The sequence below is a fragment of the Paenibacillus senegalimassiliensis genome (assembly GCF_001486585.1).
In the GTDB taxonomy this organism is placed as follows: domain Bacteria; phylum Bacillota; class Bacilli; order Paenibacillales; family Paenibacillaceae; genus Fontibacillus; species Fontibacillus senegalimassiliensis.
This window is the reverse complement of record NZ_LN909046.1, coordinates 1,943,886-1,959,148: the sequence shown is the minus strand read 5'-3', so window position 1 is coordinate 1,959,148 and position 15,263 is coordinate 1,943,886. Positions and strand designations below refer to the sequence as shown.

The following is a 15,263-nucleotide window of genomic DNA, read 5'->3' as shown; positions in this document are numbered from 1 at the left end:
GGCCGCTACTTTCATTCCAGATCACAGGCTCACGTTCTAACTTTAGGTTGACGGGACAAGAACTGGCTGTATTGAACGATGCGCTCCAATGATTTTTTACGGATATGCGGCTCATCGAATTTCATCGGCTTGGCATTGGCTTCAAAGAACCACAACCGTCCGTCCGTATCGACGCCAAGGTCCATCGACATTTCCCCCAACAAAAATCCGGATTCCTTTTCAATTTGCTTGGCGATGAGGACGGCATTCGATTTGACACGACCCAGCAGGAATTGAGTCATGTCAGAGCCGAAGGCCGGAATCAGCATCTTCTCCGGATCTTCAATACTGCCTCCTTGTGGCACATGGGTGGTAATCCGTTTGGGGCCAGCAAGCCGGGCTCCTGTTCCGGTAACCATCCAGACGCCCTTGCCTGTCTTCTGGACGAGCACGCGAAGGTCGAAATGGCGTCCTTGGAAGGAGGACAATTCAATACCCTCTTGCATGATATACGGCGTACTGCCGGTTTCTGCCTTGATCCGCTTCCAGAGCAACCGGAGCTTGGCGGTTTTGTATACGATATTTTTCCGTTTATCTCCCTGGATGGTCAGACGGTAAGGTTTGGCTTCGCCTTCGTCCAGTCGGACGAGCATAATTCCTTTGCCTGCCTTGCCGCTCTCCGGCTTCAGGTACAGACTGCTATACTGCTGAAGCATGGCTGACAGCGTTTTGGGGCCCAGCATTTTCCTTGTTCCAGGAACAAGCGTTTTGGTTGTTTTGTTCTTCTTCAGCCATTCAAACAAGCGGCGTTTATTGAAGAAGCACGGGTTGAACAGATGGATGGAATCGTGCCGGATGACCTCGTCGATTTTCCGCCTTACCTCGGGTCTTCTCTCATCCTCCCGCAGAGGAATCCGGTTATAAACAACATCAGGTAAGGGGAGCCAATGCTTCCGCCACGACTTATCTTCGGGGTGGAATAGATAGCCTTGCACCCGCTTGGCGCTGAGCTTTAAATCTCTGGCGGTCACGACATAAACGGGGCAATCAAGCTCCTGGCCAGTTTTGACGAGATCTCTAAAGTTGGCACGATTGCCGCGAAATTGTCTGGCCTCGTCATCCACCGTCAATACGGCGACGATAGGCTTCTTCTCGCTCAGGAGCAGAGTGCTCATGAGCCATCCCTCCTCCGAAATTTGCTCAAATAGAGGCAATGTTCAAGTATATGTTCCACGGAGGCCTTGCCCTCCGCCCGTAAGGACGGATGCTTGAAGATGGAGCGGCCTGGCTTGGCATTGGCTTCGAACATCCAGATGCGCTCTTCCCGATCGATCCCGATATCGAAGCCAATCTCCCCGATTAAATGCTGCTGATGGGACTCAATTGCCTCGGCTAGTGTAATGGCGATGGCTTTAGCATTACGAAGGACCTCGTCAGCCCGACTGCCGAAGGTACGGCTTAATGCCTGCTCCGGCGTCAGCAAGGAGCCACCGTTCTTAAGATGCGTGGTTACGCTGCCCTTGCCTGCTTTCTTCGCACCGATGCCAACGACGGCCCACTGATTTCTACCGTTCTTATGCATATGGAAGCGGAAGTCGATGGGGCAGCCGTCAATTTCAATGAGCCGTATGCCTTGCTGAGCGACATATCCGCGTAGCGAGCGGCCGTGGCGGGCCTGTAGTGTTCTCATCAGACTGGCGAAGGAAGAGAAGCGGATTAAGGCATTACGCCCGTTTTTCCGGTATCTGGCATAATATCCGCTCTTGGGGATGTAGGAAAGGCGGTAAATTCCGTTACCCAGACTTCCGCTATTCGGCTTGTAATAAATCAAAGAATGCTGTTCCAGCATCTCCTTGATCTGTTCAGAGGAAGGGCTCATGATGGACTCAGGTACGTAGCGGCCCACAGTGGCATCCTTCTCCAGCAGGCGATATATATCGGATTTATTGAAGAAACTCCAATTGAAGAAAGGAATTCTGCGCCTTACGAACCGTTCTCGCAATTGGTTGATCGGATTGGTCGTCTCGGCCCGGCGGCTGGGCAAACGGTTATACACCACATCAGGCAGCGGCACGCGCTTGCGGATGAATCTCCCCGCTTCGTTCAGGAAGTAGCCGTTAACGGTTTCGTCCTCCCAGTCAATATCCCTTGGAGTGAAAGCGAAAATGTAAGAGGTGCGGCTACCTTGCCGCAGAAGCTGCTTAATGAAGCCGGTGCGTGATCCGAACGGATTCGTTTGCGACGAGGTAGGTCCGTCGGATAGGACACCGATCAGTGGGCCAATTTGTACTTCTCCCTCTTGAAGGCTGCGAAGGTATACGCCACCTGGCTTGGGAATTTTGATGCCCTTGCGAACACCGCCTGCGAGATATAGGTGTTTTCCAGCTTTGTTAATGCGTTTAACCGTGGCGGGAACCCGTTCTCCGCCCAATCTGAGATGAACCGACTTCTTCCCCGACAGCTTGAGGTTTTTCATTAGAGCCCCTGACACGTAGACGACCCGTTCGGGAGCCTGCGTGAAATGGACGTTGCAAAAAGTCAAACTCATGGATTTTATCCTCCTAAACGTTTTCAGGGTTTGCTCTGCAGCAGGTAGCGGGCATAGAAAATGGGGTTTTCCAGCGACTTTCTGGCGCTTTCCGGGTCACCGATACGGAAGAACGAGGACCGCCCGGGCTTGGAGTTGACCTCCAGCACCCACACGCGACCCTGGCGGTCAACGCCAAAATCAAGGCCAAGTTCTGCCAGCCGACCGAAGCGGGTCTCTAGATACTCCGGGATCAAGAGAGACAACTTGCGGATGGCGGCGACGGCGGCTTTTCCTTCTGTCTCGCCGATCTCTCGAATCAGAAACGGCAAGGCTTGATGAGCGGTGCCTCCACCGTGCAGATTCGAGGTGAGGGAGTGTTTTTGGCCCGCGCGTACCGCCATTCCTGTAAGGCTCCAGGTCCCTGTGGCATTTTTCTGCATCAGCACCCTGACGTCAAACGGTTCGCCTCCGGTACTGTTGAGTTGCAGGTAGGGCTGAATTAAGAAAGGGCGTTTGCCGGTAAATCGGTCTACCCATTTCAAGCCTTCCTGCTGCGAAGAGAACCGTCGGCGGAATATCGAATTTCTCCCGCTGCGCCCAATGACCCTAAGTTCCCCGTTCGGATGCTGGAGCTTGGCGTACAAGGTTCGCTTTCCGTGAGTACCATTGCGGGGCTTCAGGAAGACCTCGCCATTATGGGCTTGAAGCCATTCGCTTAATTGAGCAGGGCCTTTGTAAATCTCGGTCTCCGGGAGATAAGGGGCTGCTTCCGGGCATTGGCGCAGGGCTTGGTGAACGGCCCATTTACCTGCGAGTCCCCGGGTCAGACAAATGAACGGATGCTCGTCGGCGAGCCGGGAGAGCAGCCGGTGCTTGCGTAATTGCTGCTTGCGGTCATGGATCAGGCAGCGGTCGTAGATGATATCGGGTCGTGGGAACCGCTTGCGGACCCAGGTTCCGCGCTGGGTGGTATAGCCTTGAATACCTCCCGCATTGCCATCTGTTATCCAGGCCGGACAGAAGACGTATACACATAGCCCCTGTCTTTCGCCGATGGTACATAACTTTCGGCAGAAGGCGGGCTCTGCGAACGGGAACGGGCCTTCGCTTTCGGCTACAAGTATTCCAACGGCACCTTGCGGATGCTTGATCATGAAGGTTCCCTCCTTAGAAGCCTGAGAGGTAGCGGGTATATTCGATCACTTGCTTGACCGAAGGACGAATTTTCCCTTCGCCCATCGGAGTGTTGTCGTTCTTGGACGGCTTGGAATTGACCTCAAGTAGCCATACCCGTCCACTGGTATCCACGGCTAAATCGATGCCGAACTCTCCGAAGTGAGCCGGGATGTGAGTGTCCACGCTTTGTGCAATATCGAGGGCTGCATTTTTTAGCTTCGTTCCGACTTTGCTCTTGACTCCAGCGGGTAGCATGCTGCGTGCAATGGCCTCCTTGACGGTGCTCAGGCTACCCCCGCGGGCCAGGTTAGATACAAAATGCTGACTTCCGGCGATTCGTGCCACGATGGAGGTCGTGTTCCACTTTCCAGACAGATTCTTCTGCACAAGCGCGCGAAAATCCACCGGCCGGTGATCCACTTCGATAAGGTGAAGCCCCTGCTGGATTTGGTAACGGGTAGTTTTCATTTTGCCAGACAACGATTGGAACAGCTTTGTGAGGTTGGGATATGTCTGTCGACGCGTGCCTCCAACTTGAGCGGTCAGGGTTTGGTAGGTGCCTCCCTCAAGCCGGGAGATGCGGATGATGCCTTTGCCCAGACTGCCTCTGATCGGTTTAAGAAAAATTATTGGATACTTGCTGCACATCATTTTCAACATGGCGTAGTTTCGAAACAGGTGAGATTCGGGCAGGTAGCGCTGAATGGAACCGTCCCGCTCGATGGCATCGAATACTTCGGTCTTGTCGAGATACTTCTCATTGAAGAAATGGCTGCCGTAGCGAGATTTTACTTCTTTCATAAAATGCTGTACGCTAGGTTTATTCTCCAGTTTCCGTGAATTCAGCCGGTTGTAGAATACATCTGCCGCCGGCAGTTGAGTCTGCTTCCATCCGTTGCCGTAGACCCAACCTGTCACTTGGCCCGAGCTTGTGCCGATATGCTTGGGGGTGAAGAAATATACGTACACCCCTTGGCGTGAGCAGGCATTGACAAGTTCCCGGCAAAACAGGGTCATCTGCCCGAAAGGTCGTTCCGGGTTGCCCGCAAAGTCCTGGCTGAGCAGGATGCCCAGCAGCGGCCCAAACTGAAGGGTCGAGGAATGGGGACGGTAGATCAGCCGCAGAGTGGCTTTCGGCTGAATGCCCATTTTCTTCGCGAGACCGGAGCTAAGCCGGATTCCATCGGAACGTGATAATGGAACAACCTTGACGCGTTGTCGGAATGATCCGAAGGTAAGCAGGAGCGGAAGATGAGTAGGTATTCTCCATTGCTTGATCAGAATGTCTCCGAGCACAAGAATGTCATCTTCTAGCAGGCCCGAACTCATGATCTGTATCGTTATTTTTCTGGAGGGCATGTAGCGGATCTCCTTCCAAGCTAAGCTGGGGTCCTGGATGCAAGTAAAGATCATCTGCGTAAAATGCATGTAATGTATCATATGAGGACATAGAATCCTTGGTGATTAACCTATGCCCGTTTTTCCCTTAGTCTGGGCGGGGGACGTCACTATTCTTCAGTGTACGAGACAGAAGGAGGAGGAAAGGTGCAGGACTGGCTATACATATTGGTGAGCATCCTGGTAGCGGCATTCGTTGGCGGAGTCACCAATCACTTTGCGATCAAGATGTTGTTCCACCCAAGGAATGCTGTACATATTGGTAAGGTTCATGTTCCGTTTACACCGGGGCTTATTCCCAAGCGGCGCGATGATATCGCTCTGTCGCTGGGGAGGGTGGTGTCTGAATATCTGGTTACGGTAGAAGGCTTGCAGGAGACCGTGCTGCGACCAGCGTTCCGCCAGCGGCTGGAGGACAGAGCGCAGGGGTGGTTCCTGGAGCTAAGCCGTGGTGACTTAACCGTAAAACAAGCGGCTTTGCGAATATGGAGTGAGGCGGAACTGGAAGCGCTGAAGGTCAAGCTGGCAGATGGTGCCCGGCAAGCCGCTTTGCGGGGCTTCCAGTCCTGGTGGGAGCAGTCGGATGCGAAGAGCGTTCCCCTCAAACAATTGGTCCCCGGCTGGTCCGAGGAGAACCGCAAGGTATGGAGTACGGTCTTAGCGGGGGAATTGCTGCGAGTTGCCGAGGAGGAACTTCTATCAGCCAGCGGACAGCGGATGCTCTCCAAGCTGGCAACCGGTATGATGGACAAGACCGGTGGTTTCCTTGGAACGATGGCTGCGATTTTTATGGATGAAGATAAGCTGGTACAGAAAATTACGCCTGGGGCTGTGCAAGCGCTACGGAGCAAGGCAACCTTGGACAAAACGGCACAGGCGATAGAAGCCAGAATGGAGCAGTACGGAGAATTGCCGGCGGCAGAATTGCTGTCCATCATAACGGGCCAGGAGGCCGGGGTATGGCTGGGTGAGCATATTGAGCAGTGGCCGATCTATGATTGGATCACGCGGGTAGAGCAGCTCCGGGTTGGGGCATTTGTTGAACCTTGGCGGGAGCAAGTGGTGGCCGGGATTCCAAGGCTGACCGAACGGGCGTTAACCGTTGCCGCTGGCGTTATTCCGGCGGTGATCCAAGCGGTGGAATTGCCTGTACTTGTTGAGGAACAGGTGAGGAGATTCCCGGTAGAGCGTCTGGAAGAGATTATTCTGGGGGTATCAGGCAGGGAGTTTCGCATGATTACGTGGTTTGGAGCCGTGATCGGCGGCATTATTGGACTGTTCCAGGCCATCTTTATGCTCTGGACCGGGTAGGATTTTTACAAAAAACTATTTATGATGGAGGAGATTACATGAACATTTACGACAAGGCACATGAATTGGCAGCAGCTCTGAAGGATAGCAAGGAGGTAACGGAGATTACGGCAGCCATGAAACTGGTGGATGCGGACCCTGAAAGCAAGCAAATGCTGGATAATTTCCGTACTCGTCAGGCGGAGGTACAGCAACGCATGATGTCCGGAGACATGCCTGCACAAGAGGAAATGGAGCAGATGGAGAAGCTGTTTGAAGTGCTTAGCCTCAATCTCAATATTCGTCGCTTGTTCGATGCTGAGCAGAAGCTTAGCGTCATTATTCAGGATGTTAACAAGATCATTACCGATAGCTTGCAGCATCTGTATGGAGGAGAAGCTTAAGCTGCCGAACCGAAATTCTGGAATAAGATCACAGCTTTCTCTCATATTCTTGCAGATTGGTTCATAGAGATAGAAGAGACAAGGTAACATGGAATCTTCTATTCTATGAAATGAGGGAGCTGTGAAAGATGAAGACCGTAAAGAGAGCAAGTAAATGGAAGAACGTCATTTATTTAATTCTGGCTTTGGCCATGCTGGTGTACGCGTTGCCGTTAATTTCCTTTGAGCCGGGGGCCGGGTTCGTATCCTGGTTTGGAGCCGTATGGGCGGGGTTTGCCTTTCTGGTGATCGGGGCACATCTATACTTCATTCTTGGCGTCAGCGAAGAGAAGCAGCGGGAATTGGATAAAATTCGGCGCGCCAAATACCGGGAATGGCAGCTTCAATGGCAGGAGCGCGGTGAGCAGCGTGAGAATGTGTGAGTCAGCGAGGCCAAAATAGCTGGACATAGCAAAAGCAGCAAGCAAGAGGACGTACCTCTCGCTTGCTGCTTTTTTTGCCACTTCGTCTACTCTGGGGTGAGTGCGCGGCATAGTCTGGCTGCACCGCTAAGCCCCTTCATGCCCCCATACAGCGTGTAGAAGAAGGAGTCGGGCGCATCTAGAGAGAAGGATAAATATTGCTTAGGGTCCATCTCAAGCATCTTCTCGAATAAGGTAGCAGTATCGTAGGCATAGAAGCAGAAGTACGTATACTGAAATTCGGGCATCTTTTTGGCAATCATCAAAATTTCATCGGCATACAGCTCCAAGTGATTTTCCGCTTCTTCCAGCATGGTCAGCGCATCTTCAAGCTGTACGGCAATCTTGATCGTTTTCTCGTCAATCACAGTAATTGTAGCCATAGCGTCGCAACTCCCCGCTTAGTTTTTGCCGATTTTTACTTGGAACATATCTGGTCCCTGCTCGATATATTCCCAAGTGAATGCGCCTGGATGCATGGCATCGAATTGAAAGCGCAGTGGCACCGGATCATGATCATTAACGAGCAGCATAGCCTCACCCGACTGCAACGAATTATAGGCGGCAAAAATCGTTTTATGTTTTAATTGCGGCGGATATTCCGTAGCATTGACAGTTACTTTGTATTGGCTCATATGAGTCCCTCCTGAATGGTTGTATTGGATGATTCGCACTCATTATATCAAGGGGATTAGGTACGAATGTGATACAAATCACAAGAAGGACTATGGCAATATATTTCTCTGCTATGTTTACTTAAGCCGTCAATAATCTAGTGACAGAAGTCACTGGACCGGGGAGGAAAGGCGATTATAATGTCGGTAATTTGTGCTTGCTAACATCTGGAAGGAGCGATCAACCGCTTTGAGAATGAAAGACTATATTCCCAATCAACACGGGGCTTGGGCGATGCTCGTTATTCCATTTCTATTCGGTATGCTGGCCTCGACTCCAGGAGTCGTTCATGTCTGGTTATTTACTTGCTGGCTACTCATTTACTTATTGATGTTTCCGCTTCTCCAATGGGTGCGTACAGGCAAATTTGGCCGCGTTAGGGGGCCTATAATCCTGTATAGCCTTCTGCTGGTTCCCGCAGCCGCAGGGCTGCTATGGATTCGTCCCGGTGTTATCTTAATGGCTCTCCTATTCCTGCCCTTATTTGCTGTTAACGTCTATTACGCCAAGCGAAAGCGGGAGCGTGCCTTGCTTAACGATATGGTAGCTATCGTGCAGTTTAGCTTGATGGTGTTCGTGTCGTATCGGCTAGGAGGTGGTAACGACTACTATCTGGCCTTCGAGCTGTTCCTGATTAGTACGATGTACTTCATCGGTACGGCTTTTTATGTAAAAACAATCATTCGCGAGCGCCATAACAGGCGTTTTTATGGATATTCGGTTAGTTATCATCTCTGTCTAGCATTATCGGCTCTCTGGCTCCCTTCGGCTTTGCTGTCGGTTGTAGCCGTTATTTTGCTGGGCCGTGCCATCGCTCTTCCCCGGACTGGAATCACCGCGAAACAGTCCGGGATGCTTGAAATCTTGTTCTCTCTACTAGTTCTGTCTACGGTCTGGCTGACTTACGCCTGAATGTGTATAATAGAAACAGAGTAGTACAGATTCGGGTAAGGGGGTATAACAGTTGGAGGGGCCGGAAGAGAGCGTAACTAAACACGAGCAGTTGCTACAGCATATCGAAGGATTGAAGATCGGAACGAAGATATCCGTACGTAAGCTGGCCAAGGCGCTGAGCGTCAGTGAAGGGACGGCCTACCGCGCGGTCAAGGAGGCGGAGAATCTCGGTATTGTTATCACGAAGGAACGGATTGGCACAGTTCGTGTAGAGAAGAAACCGAGAAATATTTCTGACCAATTGAGCTTCGGCGATGTCGTAGATATCGTAGAAGGACATGTGCTGGGCGGTGGGGAAGGCCTGGACAAGACCCTGCACAAATATGTTATCGGTGCGATGAAGATCGATGCAATGGCCAGGTACATCGATGCAGGCAGCCTGTTGATCGTCGGGAACCGCGACAATGCGCATTCCCTGGCCTTGGAGCAAGGCGCTGGGGTACTGATTACCGGCGGATTTGGGACAAGCCGTGAAGTCAAGGCGTTGGCCGATAAGCTGGCATTGCCCATTATCTCTTCAAGACACGATACATTTACCGTGGCCTCCATGATTAACCGGGCGTTATTTGACCGTCTGATCAAAAAGAAAATTATGCTTGTCGAGGATATTGTAGCCCGCAAGCCACGCGTCAATATGCTTAAGGCGACGAGCAATATTTCTGATTTTGACCAGCTCTCGCTGGAGACAGGTAGCCTGCATTTTCCGGTGGTGGACGAATGGAATCGGGTCATAGGTATCGTCAGCCGCAAAAATGTTGAAGAGCTGAACGGGGATCAGACTATTGAGAAGTGCATAACCCGTCATCCGATTACTGTCGGCTTGCAGACCTCGCTGGCGTCGGCAGCGCAAATTATGGTCTGGGAGGGGATTGATTTCCTGCCAGTGGTTGACCGTAATCGTAAGCTTGTCTCCTCCGTTACGCGCCGGGAGGTGCTGCATGCGATGCGGGATGTTCGCAACCAGCCGCAGCTTGGCGAGACGTTCGAGCATCTGATGTGGAACGGGTTTGCCGAAGAGCGGGATGCAGAAGGCAAGCTGTTCTTTCGTGGGATGATCACGCCGCAGATGTCCACGGATCTCGGGACCATTTCACACGGCGTTTTGACCTCATTGATGACCCAAGCGGGCTTAAGAGTGGCAAAGGATGCCAGCAGTGGCGATTTCGTAGTGGACAACATAACGACGTATTTCATTCGCCCGGTACAGATCGAGAACCCGGTAATTATCAGTGCGTTGGTGCTGGAAATGAGCCGCCGGGCCTGTAAGCTGGAGATCATGCTGACCTACCAGGAGATGTTAATCTCCAAGGCGGTTATGACCTTGCAATCCATTGACCATGCTTGATCCATAAAATAAGCCTAATTTACAATTAGCGCCCTGTCATTGGTCCCGGAAGGACCTGCTGGCAGGGCGCTTTAAAGTATGATAGCAGAGAGGATAAGCAGGCTTATCCCTGCTTCTGACGAGAATATACGCCATGATTGCGAATGCCGGCAAAGATATTAAACGCTCCGAGTACCATAAATAGCGCGCCGATGACCACGCGAAGGGATGAGCCGCTGAACAGAAACATTTGAATCAATGCCAGAATAATGAGCATAAGACCCATGCTGATGTTCATTTTCGCTCCGGCCAGGGCCCTGGTTACGGGTTCCAGAGATCGACGAGATTTGAAGCTGAAGAATAGAGAACTTAAGCAGGCGACAATTAAGAGACTGTACAATATGTATTGAATTGTATCTATCATTCTGACGACCTCCTTGCAGACTATCCATATTTGCCCTTATTCTAGCATGAAATGCCACGAAGGGACATCCATCAGATAGAACTGCGGGCGGTTAGGGTCGAATGTATGGCCTCATATCCACCCAAACTTGCAATACCCCCTCGCTAACGAGCATTGTTTTAATCTGGATGCTATATTCTTTTTCCCGTACGGTATAGATTTTACGATTAAGCAAGGTTCTCGCCATCTTGGCATCGGAGTCGATATCGAACATATTGCGCCCGCGAAGGACCTCAAGCTCCTCGTGAAGTTGCTTGGCAACCTCCTTGACCGCGAGGGAATCGAGCGGCGGATCACGTTCTTCCACCCGTACCTTAATTTCTTTGATAACGGTGGATTGATTGTTGTATTTCTTCAAGGTACGATTGTCTTCCTCCGCCTGGTGCAACTGGATCGTCAGATCTTTATTTTGAATCCATAGTAAATTGTAGCTGGTTTGGTAGATGACATTGTACGCAACGCTGCCCGCCACCATACCCAGAATAAACACAGAGGCTAATTGCATGAACCGGCGAAATCCGTTAGCCCCCGGCTGTTTGGGCGGCTTCATCCTTTGCCCCCTCCACACATCCAGCGGACCAATTCTGATCCGGAATGAGCGCCCAGAAAGGCGAAGAGCAGATACAATATTTGCTTGATAGCCGGAGATAAATTACCGTCGAAGAAGTTGCTCTCAATGACTCGCATCGGGTCGATGGTTCCGCCTACGGCTGCGGCCAGTGCCCATATTTTGATCCGGTCAGCGATATCGAGCATGGTATGCGTCGGCGGTTGCAGTGAAACGACGGCCCCGATGCCGCCAACCATAGCTCCTCCCACGACAATGCCGAAGGCGATGAAGAAATCCATCACGGATTTGGTCAAAAAGGTGCTCATGTGTCAGTTCCCCTTTCCAGCGGTTTGTCCGATTCCTTGAAGGTCGCATTTATAGAGATCGCACTTATACCATTGTATGGGCGCGTAGTGGACATGTATGATAAAATATTTAGATAGAAGTGCACCAGAAAACGAATTGATTAAAGAGAGGAGGGATCGTCCGTATGAACGGCTTTGTTCATCTGCATGTACACAGCGAATATAGCTTGCTGGATGGTGCGGCACGGCTTGAAGAGCTTGTAGCCAAAGCGGCTGCGTCCGGGATGAAGGCACTGGCGCTCACGGATCACGGGGTAATGTACGGCGCGGTTCCTTTTTATAAATTGTGCAAGAAGTACGGCATCAAGCCCATTATTGGCTGTGAGGCTTACTTTACCTCGGGTTCGCGCAAGGAGCGGGGCAGCCGTCAGGACCAGCCGATTCATCACTTGATTCTGCTCGCCAAGAACGAAGTGGGTTATCGTAATCTGATGAAGCTGTGTTCCATCGGTCATCTGGAAGGATTTCACTACAAGCCACGCATTGACTGGGAGGTGCTGAGCCAGCATAGCGAGGGTTTGATCTGTTTGAGTGCCTGTCTCGGCGGCGAGGTGCCATACCATCTGCTGCGTGGTCACAAAGAGGAAGCAAAGCGTGCGGCTTTGCGTTACCGTGAGGCCTTCGGGGATGATTTCTACCTTGAATTGCAGGACCACGGTCTGCCGGAGCAGAAGAAGGTTAATCCCATGCTTGCCCGGCTGGCCGAGGAGACAGGAATTCCGCTGGTCGTGACAAATGACGTGCATTATCTGGGCGCTGCCGATGCCGAGGTTCAAGACGTACTCATCTGTATCGGGACGGGCAAGACCGTGGATGATGAGCAGCGGCTCAAGATGAACACCAACCAGCTTTATCTCAAGAGCGCTGAGGAAATGGCGGCGTTATTTCCCCATTGGCCGAGTGCCTATGCCAATACGGAAGCTATTGCGGAAGATTGCAATCTGGAGCTTGCGTTTGACCACCATATCTTGCCGGCGTACCGTCCAATTCCCGAAGGCCTGAATGCCGAGAGCTATTTGCTGGAGCTGTGCCGGAAGGGATTGGCTGACCGTTACAGCCATCTGAGCACCTGGCAGGACCCGTCCGAGCGGGAACGTCTGGAGCAGCGGCTAAATTATGAGCTTGGCGTCATTGCGGGGATGGGCTTTTCCGATTATTTCCTGATCGTTTGGGATTTCATTGCCTTTGCCCACCGCAGCGGTATTGTCACCGGGCCGGGCCGGGGTTCGTCCGCAGGCAGCTTGGTGGCTTACGTGCTGCGAATTACCGATGTTGATCCAATGAAGTATAATCTCTTGTTCGAACGCTTCCTGAATCCCGAGCGGATTACGATGCCGGATATCGATATCGACTTCAGTGATGAACGGCGCGACGAGGTTATTGCTTATGTGGTTCAGAAATACGGGACTGAGCATGTGGCGCAGATCATTACCTTCGGGACGATGGCGGCGCGCGCGGCGGTTCGCGATGTAGGCCGTGCGCTAAATGTACCGTTTGGTGAAGTGGACAAGACCGCGAAGCTGATACCGGGAAATCTGGGGATGACCATCGAGCGTGCCTTGAAAGAAAGCCCTGACCTGAAAGCAATGTATGAGTCTTCTGAACGGGTAAAGGGACTGCTGGACATGGCGAAGAAGGTGGAGGGCATGCCGCGTCACGCCTCGACCCATGCCGCCGGCGTTGTAATCTCGCGTGACCCGCTCACGGATGCCGTTCCGCTTCAGGCCGGTGGTGAGCAGATCGCACTGACGCAATATTCAATGGAGCATCTGGAAGCGATCGGCTTGCTCAAAATGGATTTTCTCGGTTTGCGCACCTTGTCGATTATCGAGCGGTCCATGCACTGGATTCAGGAGCAGACGGGGGGAAAGCTGGACTTTCGGGATATTCCCGACAATGATCCGCTGACCTATGACATGCTGGGGCGCGGGGAGACGACAGGAGTATTCCAACTTGAGTCCGCAGGAATGCGCCGGGTATTGAAGGAAATGAAAATGTCGGTGTTTGAGGATCTGATCTCTCTGCTGGCCTTGTATCGTCCGGGGCCAATGGAGTTCATACCTAAATATATCGCAGGTAAGCATGGGCAGATCAGCGTGGAGTATCCACATCCCGATCTGGAACCAATTCTTAAGGATACCTACGGCATCATCGTCTATCAGGAGCAAATTATGCAGATTGCCTCCGGGATGGCGGGCTTCTCGCTGGGGGAAGCGGATCTGCTTCGGCGAGCCGTTTCCAAGAAGAAACGGGAAGTGCTTGATGAACAGCGCGGACACTTCGTTAGCGGCAGCAAGCAACAAGGATATACAGAGGCGGAGGCCGATGTAGTATACGATATGATTGTACGCTTTGCCGATTATGGCTTCCCACGGGCCCATGCTGCCGCTTATGGCGTGCTGGCGTTCCAGACCGCCTATCTCAAGGCACATTATCCCGTGCACTTCATGGCCTCCATGCTGACAGCCGTAATGGGCAGCCACCGGAAGGTGGCGGAATATATTGTAGAGTGCCGAAGAATGGGCATTGTCGTGCTACCGCCGGACGTTAATGAAAGCAAGGTGTTGTTCACGCCGCAAATGCAGGCGGGAGAAGGCTCTATGCCAGAGGGGGAAGCAGATGGCGTGAGCCGTCTAGGGGTCATTCGCTTTGGGCTGGCAGCGATCAAGAACGTGGGTACTCAAGCCATTGAGAGTATCCTCCGTGAACAGCAGGAGCGTCCGTTTGACAGCCTGCTCGACTTCTGCCGGCGGGTTGACTTAAGAACCTGCAACAAGCGGGTCATTGAATCGCTGATTCAGGGCGGGGCCTTCGACTCGCTTCCTGGGCACCGGGCCCAATTGCTGGCGATGCTGGATGAAACGGTGGATGCGGCTCTGAAATGGCGCAAGGAGCGGGATGATTTGCAAATTCATCTCTTTGATATTGTGGAGTCCCCCAATTGGGAGATCGAATATCCTGATATCCCGAAGTTTACCGCCGGAGAGCAGCTTGATTTGGAGCGGGAGCTACTTGGTCTGTATTTGTCCGGGCACCCATTGGACGATTTCAGCGAACTCCTGGAGGGAGAAGGCGTAGAACGGCTGATGGATCTGGCCGAGGCGGCAGACGAGAGCCGCACGGTGGTAGCGGGGATGGTCGTCTCCGTCAAGGCAATTACGACCAAGCAGGGCAAGGCGATGGCCTTCGTGGAACTGGAGGACCAGATCGAGCGCTGCGAGGTGGTGTTGTTCCCTGAGGTGTGGCGGCGCTCAGCCGCTCAGGTCCGCAAGGGGGCTTTGCTCGCGCTGCGCGCCACCGTCCAGTTGCAGGACGAGGGCTTCAAGCTGCTGGCCGACGAAGTGGCCCCGCTTAGCGAGCAAAGCCTGGCGCGGGCTGTACGCGCCGCAGCGACAGCATCCGGCGCGGGCAGTGCGCAGAAGACGCAGCAGCGCGTCTTCATCAAAATCACGGCCGCGGCGGAGAATGCGGGCCTGCTCGACCGGCTCAAGACGCTGCTGGAGCAGCATCACGGGCCGGTCGGGACGGTGCTCTTCTACGAGAGCACCGGCAAGCTGCTAGCCTTAACCGAGCGCTACAGCATCAAGCCTTCACCGGCGTTGTTCCGCGAGATGGAGCAGATGCTTGGCCCGGAAACGGTCAAGCTCAAATAAAGAGCATTCGCCTGTCCTTCCTTCTTCATCGGCAAGGACGG

The 15,263-nt window shown here is 52.7% G+C and carries 15 protein-coding genes; 6 read left to right on the top strand and 9 right to left on the bottom strand.

What is annotated here, in order from left to right:
• Positions 1–29: 29 nt before the first annotated feature.
• From BN3279_RS23185 to BN3279_RS23170, 4 genes are read right to left on the bottom strand one after another with little or no spacing between them, the layout of a single operon-like run.
• Positions 30–1,154, bottom strand: a complete 1,125-nt coding sequence (locus BN3279_RS23185) for a YheC/YheD family endospore coat-associated protein (RefSeq protein ID WP_059054381.1) — start codon at positions 1,152–1,154, stop codon at positions 30–32.
• On the bottom strand, positions 1,151–2,527 hold the full coding sequence (locus BN3279_RS23180; protein WP_059054380.1) for a YheC/YheD family endospore coat-associated protein: 1,377 nt from the start codon (positions 2,525–2,527) through the stop codon (positions 1,151–1,153). Before BN3279_RS23180 ends, BN3279_RS23185 begins: the two co-directional genes overlap by 4 nt.
• Positions 2,528–2,550: 23 nt before the next feature.
• Positions 2,551–3,663 carry a YheC/YheD family endospore coat-associated protein gene (locus BN3279_RS23175; RefSeq protein WP_059054378.1) on the bottom strand — a complete coding sequence of 371 codons (1,113 nt, stop codon included), beginning with the start codon at positions 3,661–3,663 and terminating at the stop codon, positions 2,551–2,553.
• 13 nt (positions 3,664–3,676) lie between these two features.
• Positions 3,677–5,044: a YheC/YheD family endospore coat-associated protein gene (locus BN3279_RS23170; RefSeq protein WP_059054376.1), complete on the bottom strand. Its 1,368-nt coding sequence runs from the start codon at positions 5,042–5,044 to the stop codon at positions 3,677–3,679.
• 186 nt (positions 5,045–5,230) lie between these two features.
• Between BN3279_RS23170 and BN3279_RS23165 the strand changes: the two genes are divergently transcribed.
• The 3 genes from BN3279_RS23165 to BN3279_RS23155 all read left to right on the top strand — a co-directional run bounded on the left by BN3279_RS23165 (position 5,231) and on the right by BN3279_RS23155 (position 7,199).
• Complete coding sequence (locus tag BN3279_RS23165) at positions 5,231–6,394, top strand: DUF445 family protein (RefSeq protein ID WP_059054375.1); 1,164 nt, start codon at positions 5,231–5,233, stop codon at positions 6,392–6,394.
• Between the two features lie 38 nt (positions 6,395–6,432).
• The gene (locus tag BN3279_RS23160) at positions 6,433–6,777 is read left to right on the top strand and encodes a YlbF/YmcA family competence regulator (protein ID WP_059054373.1); all 345 of its coding nucleotides are present in this window, start codon (positions 6,433–6,435) and stop codon (positions 6,775–6,777) included.
• Between the two features lie 128 nt (positions 6,778–6,905).
• On the top strand, positions 6,906–7,199 hold the full coding sequence (locus BN3279_RS23155) for a hypothetical protein (RefSeq protein WP_059054371.1): 294 nt from the start codon (positions 6,906–6,908) through the stop codon (positions 7,197–7,199).
• A gap of 86 nt (positions 7,200–7,285) precedes the next feature.
• Here the strand turns inward: BN3279_RS23155 and BN3279_RS23150 are convergent, their stop codons facing one another.
• Both BN3279_RS23150 and BN3279_RS23145 read right to left on the bottom strand, forming a co-directional pair.
• Positions 7,286–7,621 (bottom strand): hypothetical protein, encoded by a 336-nt coding sequence (locus BN3279_RS23150; protein ID WP_059054369.1) that lies wholly within the window; start codon positions 7,619–7,621, stop codon positions 7,286–7,288.
• Between the two features lie 18 nt (positions 7,622–7,639).
• A complete protein-coding gene (locus BN3279_RS23145) occupies positions 7,640–7,873 on the bottom strand; it encodes a DUF2249 domain-containing protein (RefSeq protein WP_059054367.1) in 234 nt (77 codons plus the stop codon).
• 235 nt (positions 7,874–8,108) lie between these two features.
• On the opposite strand from BN3279_RS23145, the gene BN3279_RS23140 reads away from it, so the two are divergent.
• Together BN3279_RS23140 and BN3279_RS23135 are read left to right on the top strand one after the other, a co-directional pair.
• Entirely contained in the window at positions 8,109–8,825 is a 717-nt protein-coding gene (locus tag BN3279_RS23140; RefSeq protein WP_232436935.1) for a YwiC-like family protein, read from the top strand.
• Positions 8,826–8,877: 52 nt separating this feature from the next.
• Positions 8,878–10,212, top strand: a complete 1,335-nt coding sequence (locus BN3279_RS23135) for a DRTGG domain-containing protein (protein ID WP_059054365.1) — start codon at positions 8,878–8,880, stop codon at positions 10,210–10,212.
• A 103-nt stretch (positions 10,213–10,315) separates the two neighbouring features.
• Here BN3279_RS23135 and BN3279_RS23130 read toward each other — a convergent pair whose 3' ends face one another.
• The 3 genes from BN3279_RS23130 to BN3279_RS23120 all read right to left on the bottom strand — a co-directional run bounded on the left by BN3279_RS23130 (position 10,316) and on the right by BN3279_RS23120 (position 11,530).
• Complete coding sequence (locus BN3279_RS23130) at positions 10,316–10,615, bottom strand: YtpI family protein (protein WP_059054363.1); 300 nt, start codon at positions 10,613–10,615, stop codon at positions 10,316–10,318.
• Between the two features lie 91 nt (positions 10,616–10,706).
• A complete protein-coding gene (locus BN3279_RS23125; RefSeq protein ID WP_059054362.1) occupies positions 10,707–11,204 on the bottom strand; it encodes a sporulation membrane protein YtrI in 498 nt (165 codons plus the stop codon).
• Positions 11,201–11,530 carry a YtrH family sporulation protein gene (locus tag BN3279_RS23120; RefSeq protein WP_059054360.1) on the bottom strand — a complete coding sequence of 110 codons (330 nt, stop codon included), beginning with the start codon at positions 11,528–11,530 and terminating at the stop codon, positions 11,201–11,203. The genes BN3279_RS23125 and BN3279_RS23120 overlap by 4 nt, the downstream gene beginning before the upstream one ends.
• 164 nt (positions 11,531–11,694) lie before the next feature.
• Between BN3279_RS23120 and BN3279_RS23115 the strand changes: the two genes are divergently transcribed.
• Complete coding sequence (locus tag BN3279_RS23115) at positions 11,695–15,222, top strand: DNA polymerase III subunit alpha (RefSeq protein WP_059054358.1); 3,528 nt, start codon at positions 11,695–11,697, stop codon at positions 15,220–15,222.
• Positions 15,223–15,263 lie beyond the last annotated feature (41 nt).

Coding starts and splice junctions, on each gene's coding strand:
- BN3279_RS23125 (WP_059054362.1), bottom strand. CDS start 11,204: ATGAAGCCGCCCAAACAGCCGGGGGCTAACGGATTTCGCCGGTTCATG.
- BN3279_RS23180 (WP_059054380.1), bottom strand. CDS start 2,527: ATGAGTTTGACTTTTTGCAACGTCCATTTCACGCAGGCTCCCGAACGG.
- BN3279_RS23160 (WP_059054373.1), top strand. CDS start 6,433: ATGAACATTTACGACAAGGCACATGAATTGGCAGCAGCTCTGAAGGAT.
- BN3279_RS23120 (WP_059054360.1), bottom strand. CDS start 11,530: ATGAGCACCTTTTTGACCAAATCCGTGATGGATTTCTTCATCGCCTTC.
- BN3279_RS23170 (WP_059054376.1), bottom strand. CDS start 5,044: ATGCCCTCCAGAAAAATAACGATACAGATCATGAGTTCGGGCCTGCTA.
- BN3279_RS23130 (WP_059054363.1), bottom strand. CDS start 10,615: ATGATAGATACAATTCAATACATATTGTACAGTCTCTTAATTGTCGCC.
- BN3279_RS23155 (WP_059054371.1), top strand. CDS start 6,906: ATGAAGACCGTAAAGAGAGCAAGTAAATGGAAGAACGTCATTTATTTA.
- BN3279_RS23185 (WP_059054381.1), bottom strand. CDS start 1,154: ATGAGCACTCTGCTCCTGAGCGAGAAGAAGCCTATCGTCGCCGTATTG.
- BN3279_RS23115 (WP_059054358.1), top strand. CDS start 11,695: ATGAACGGCTTTGTTCATCTGCATGTACACAGCGAATATAGCTTGCTG.
- BN3279_RS23145 (WP_059054367.1), bottom strand. CDS start 7,873: ATGAGCCAATACAAAGTAACTGTCAATGCTACGGAATATCCGCCGCAA.
- BN3279_RS23175 (WP_059054378.1), bottom strand. CDS start 3,663: ATGATCAAGCATCCGCAAGGTGCCGTTGGAATACTTGTAGCCGAAAGC.
- BN3279_RS23150 (WP_059054369.1), bottom strand. CDS start 7,621: ATGGCTACAATTACTGTGATTGACGAGAAAACGATCAAGATTGCCGTA.
- BN3279_RS23140 (WP_232436935.1), top strand. CDS start 8,109: ATGAAAGACTATATTCCCAATCAACACGGGGCTTGGGCGATGCTCGTT.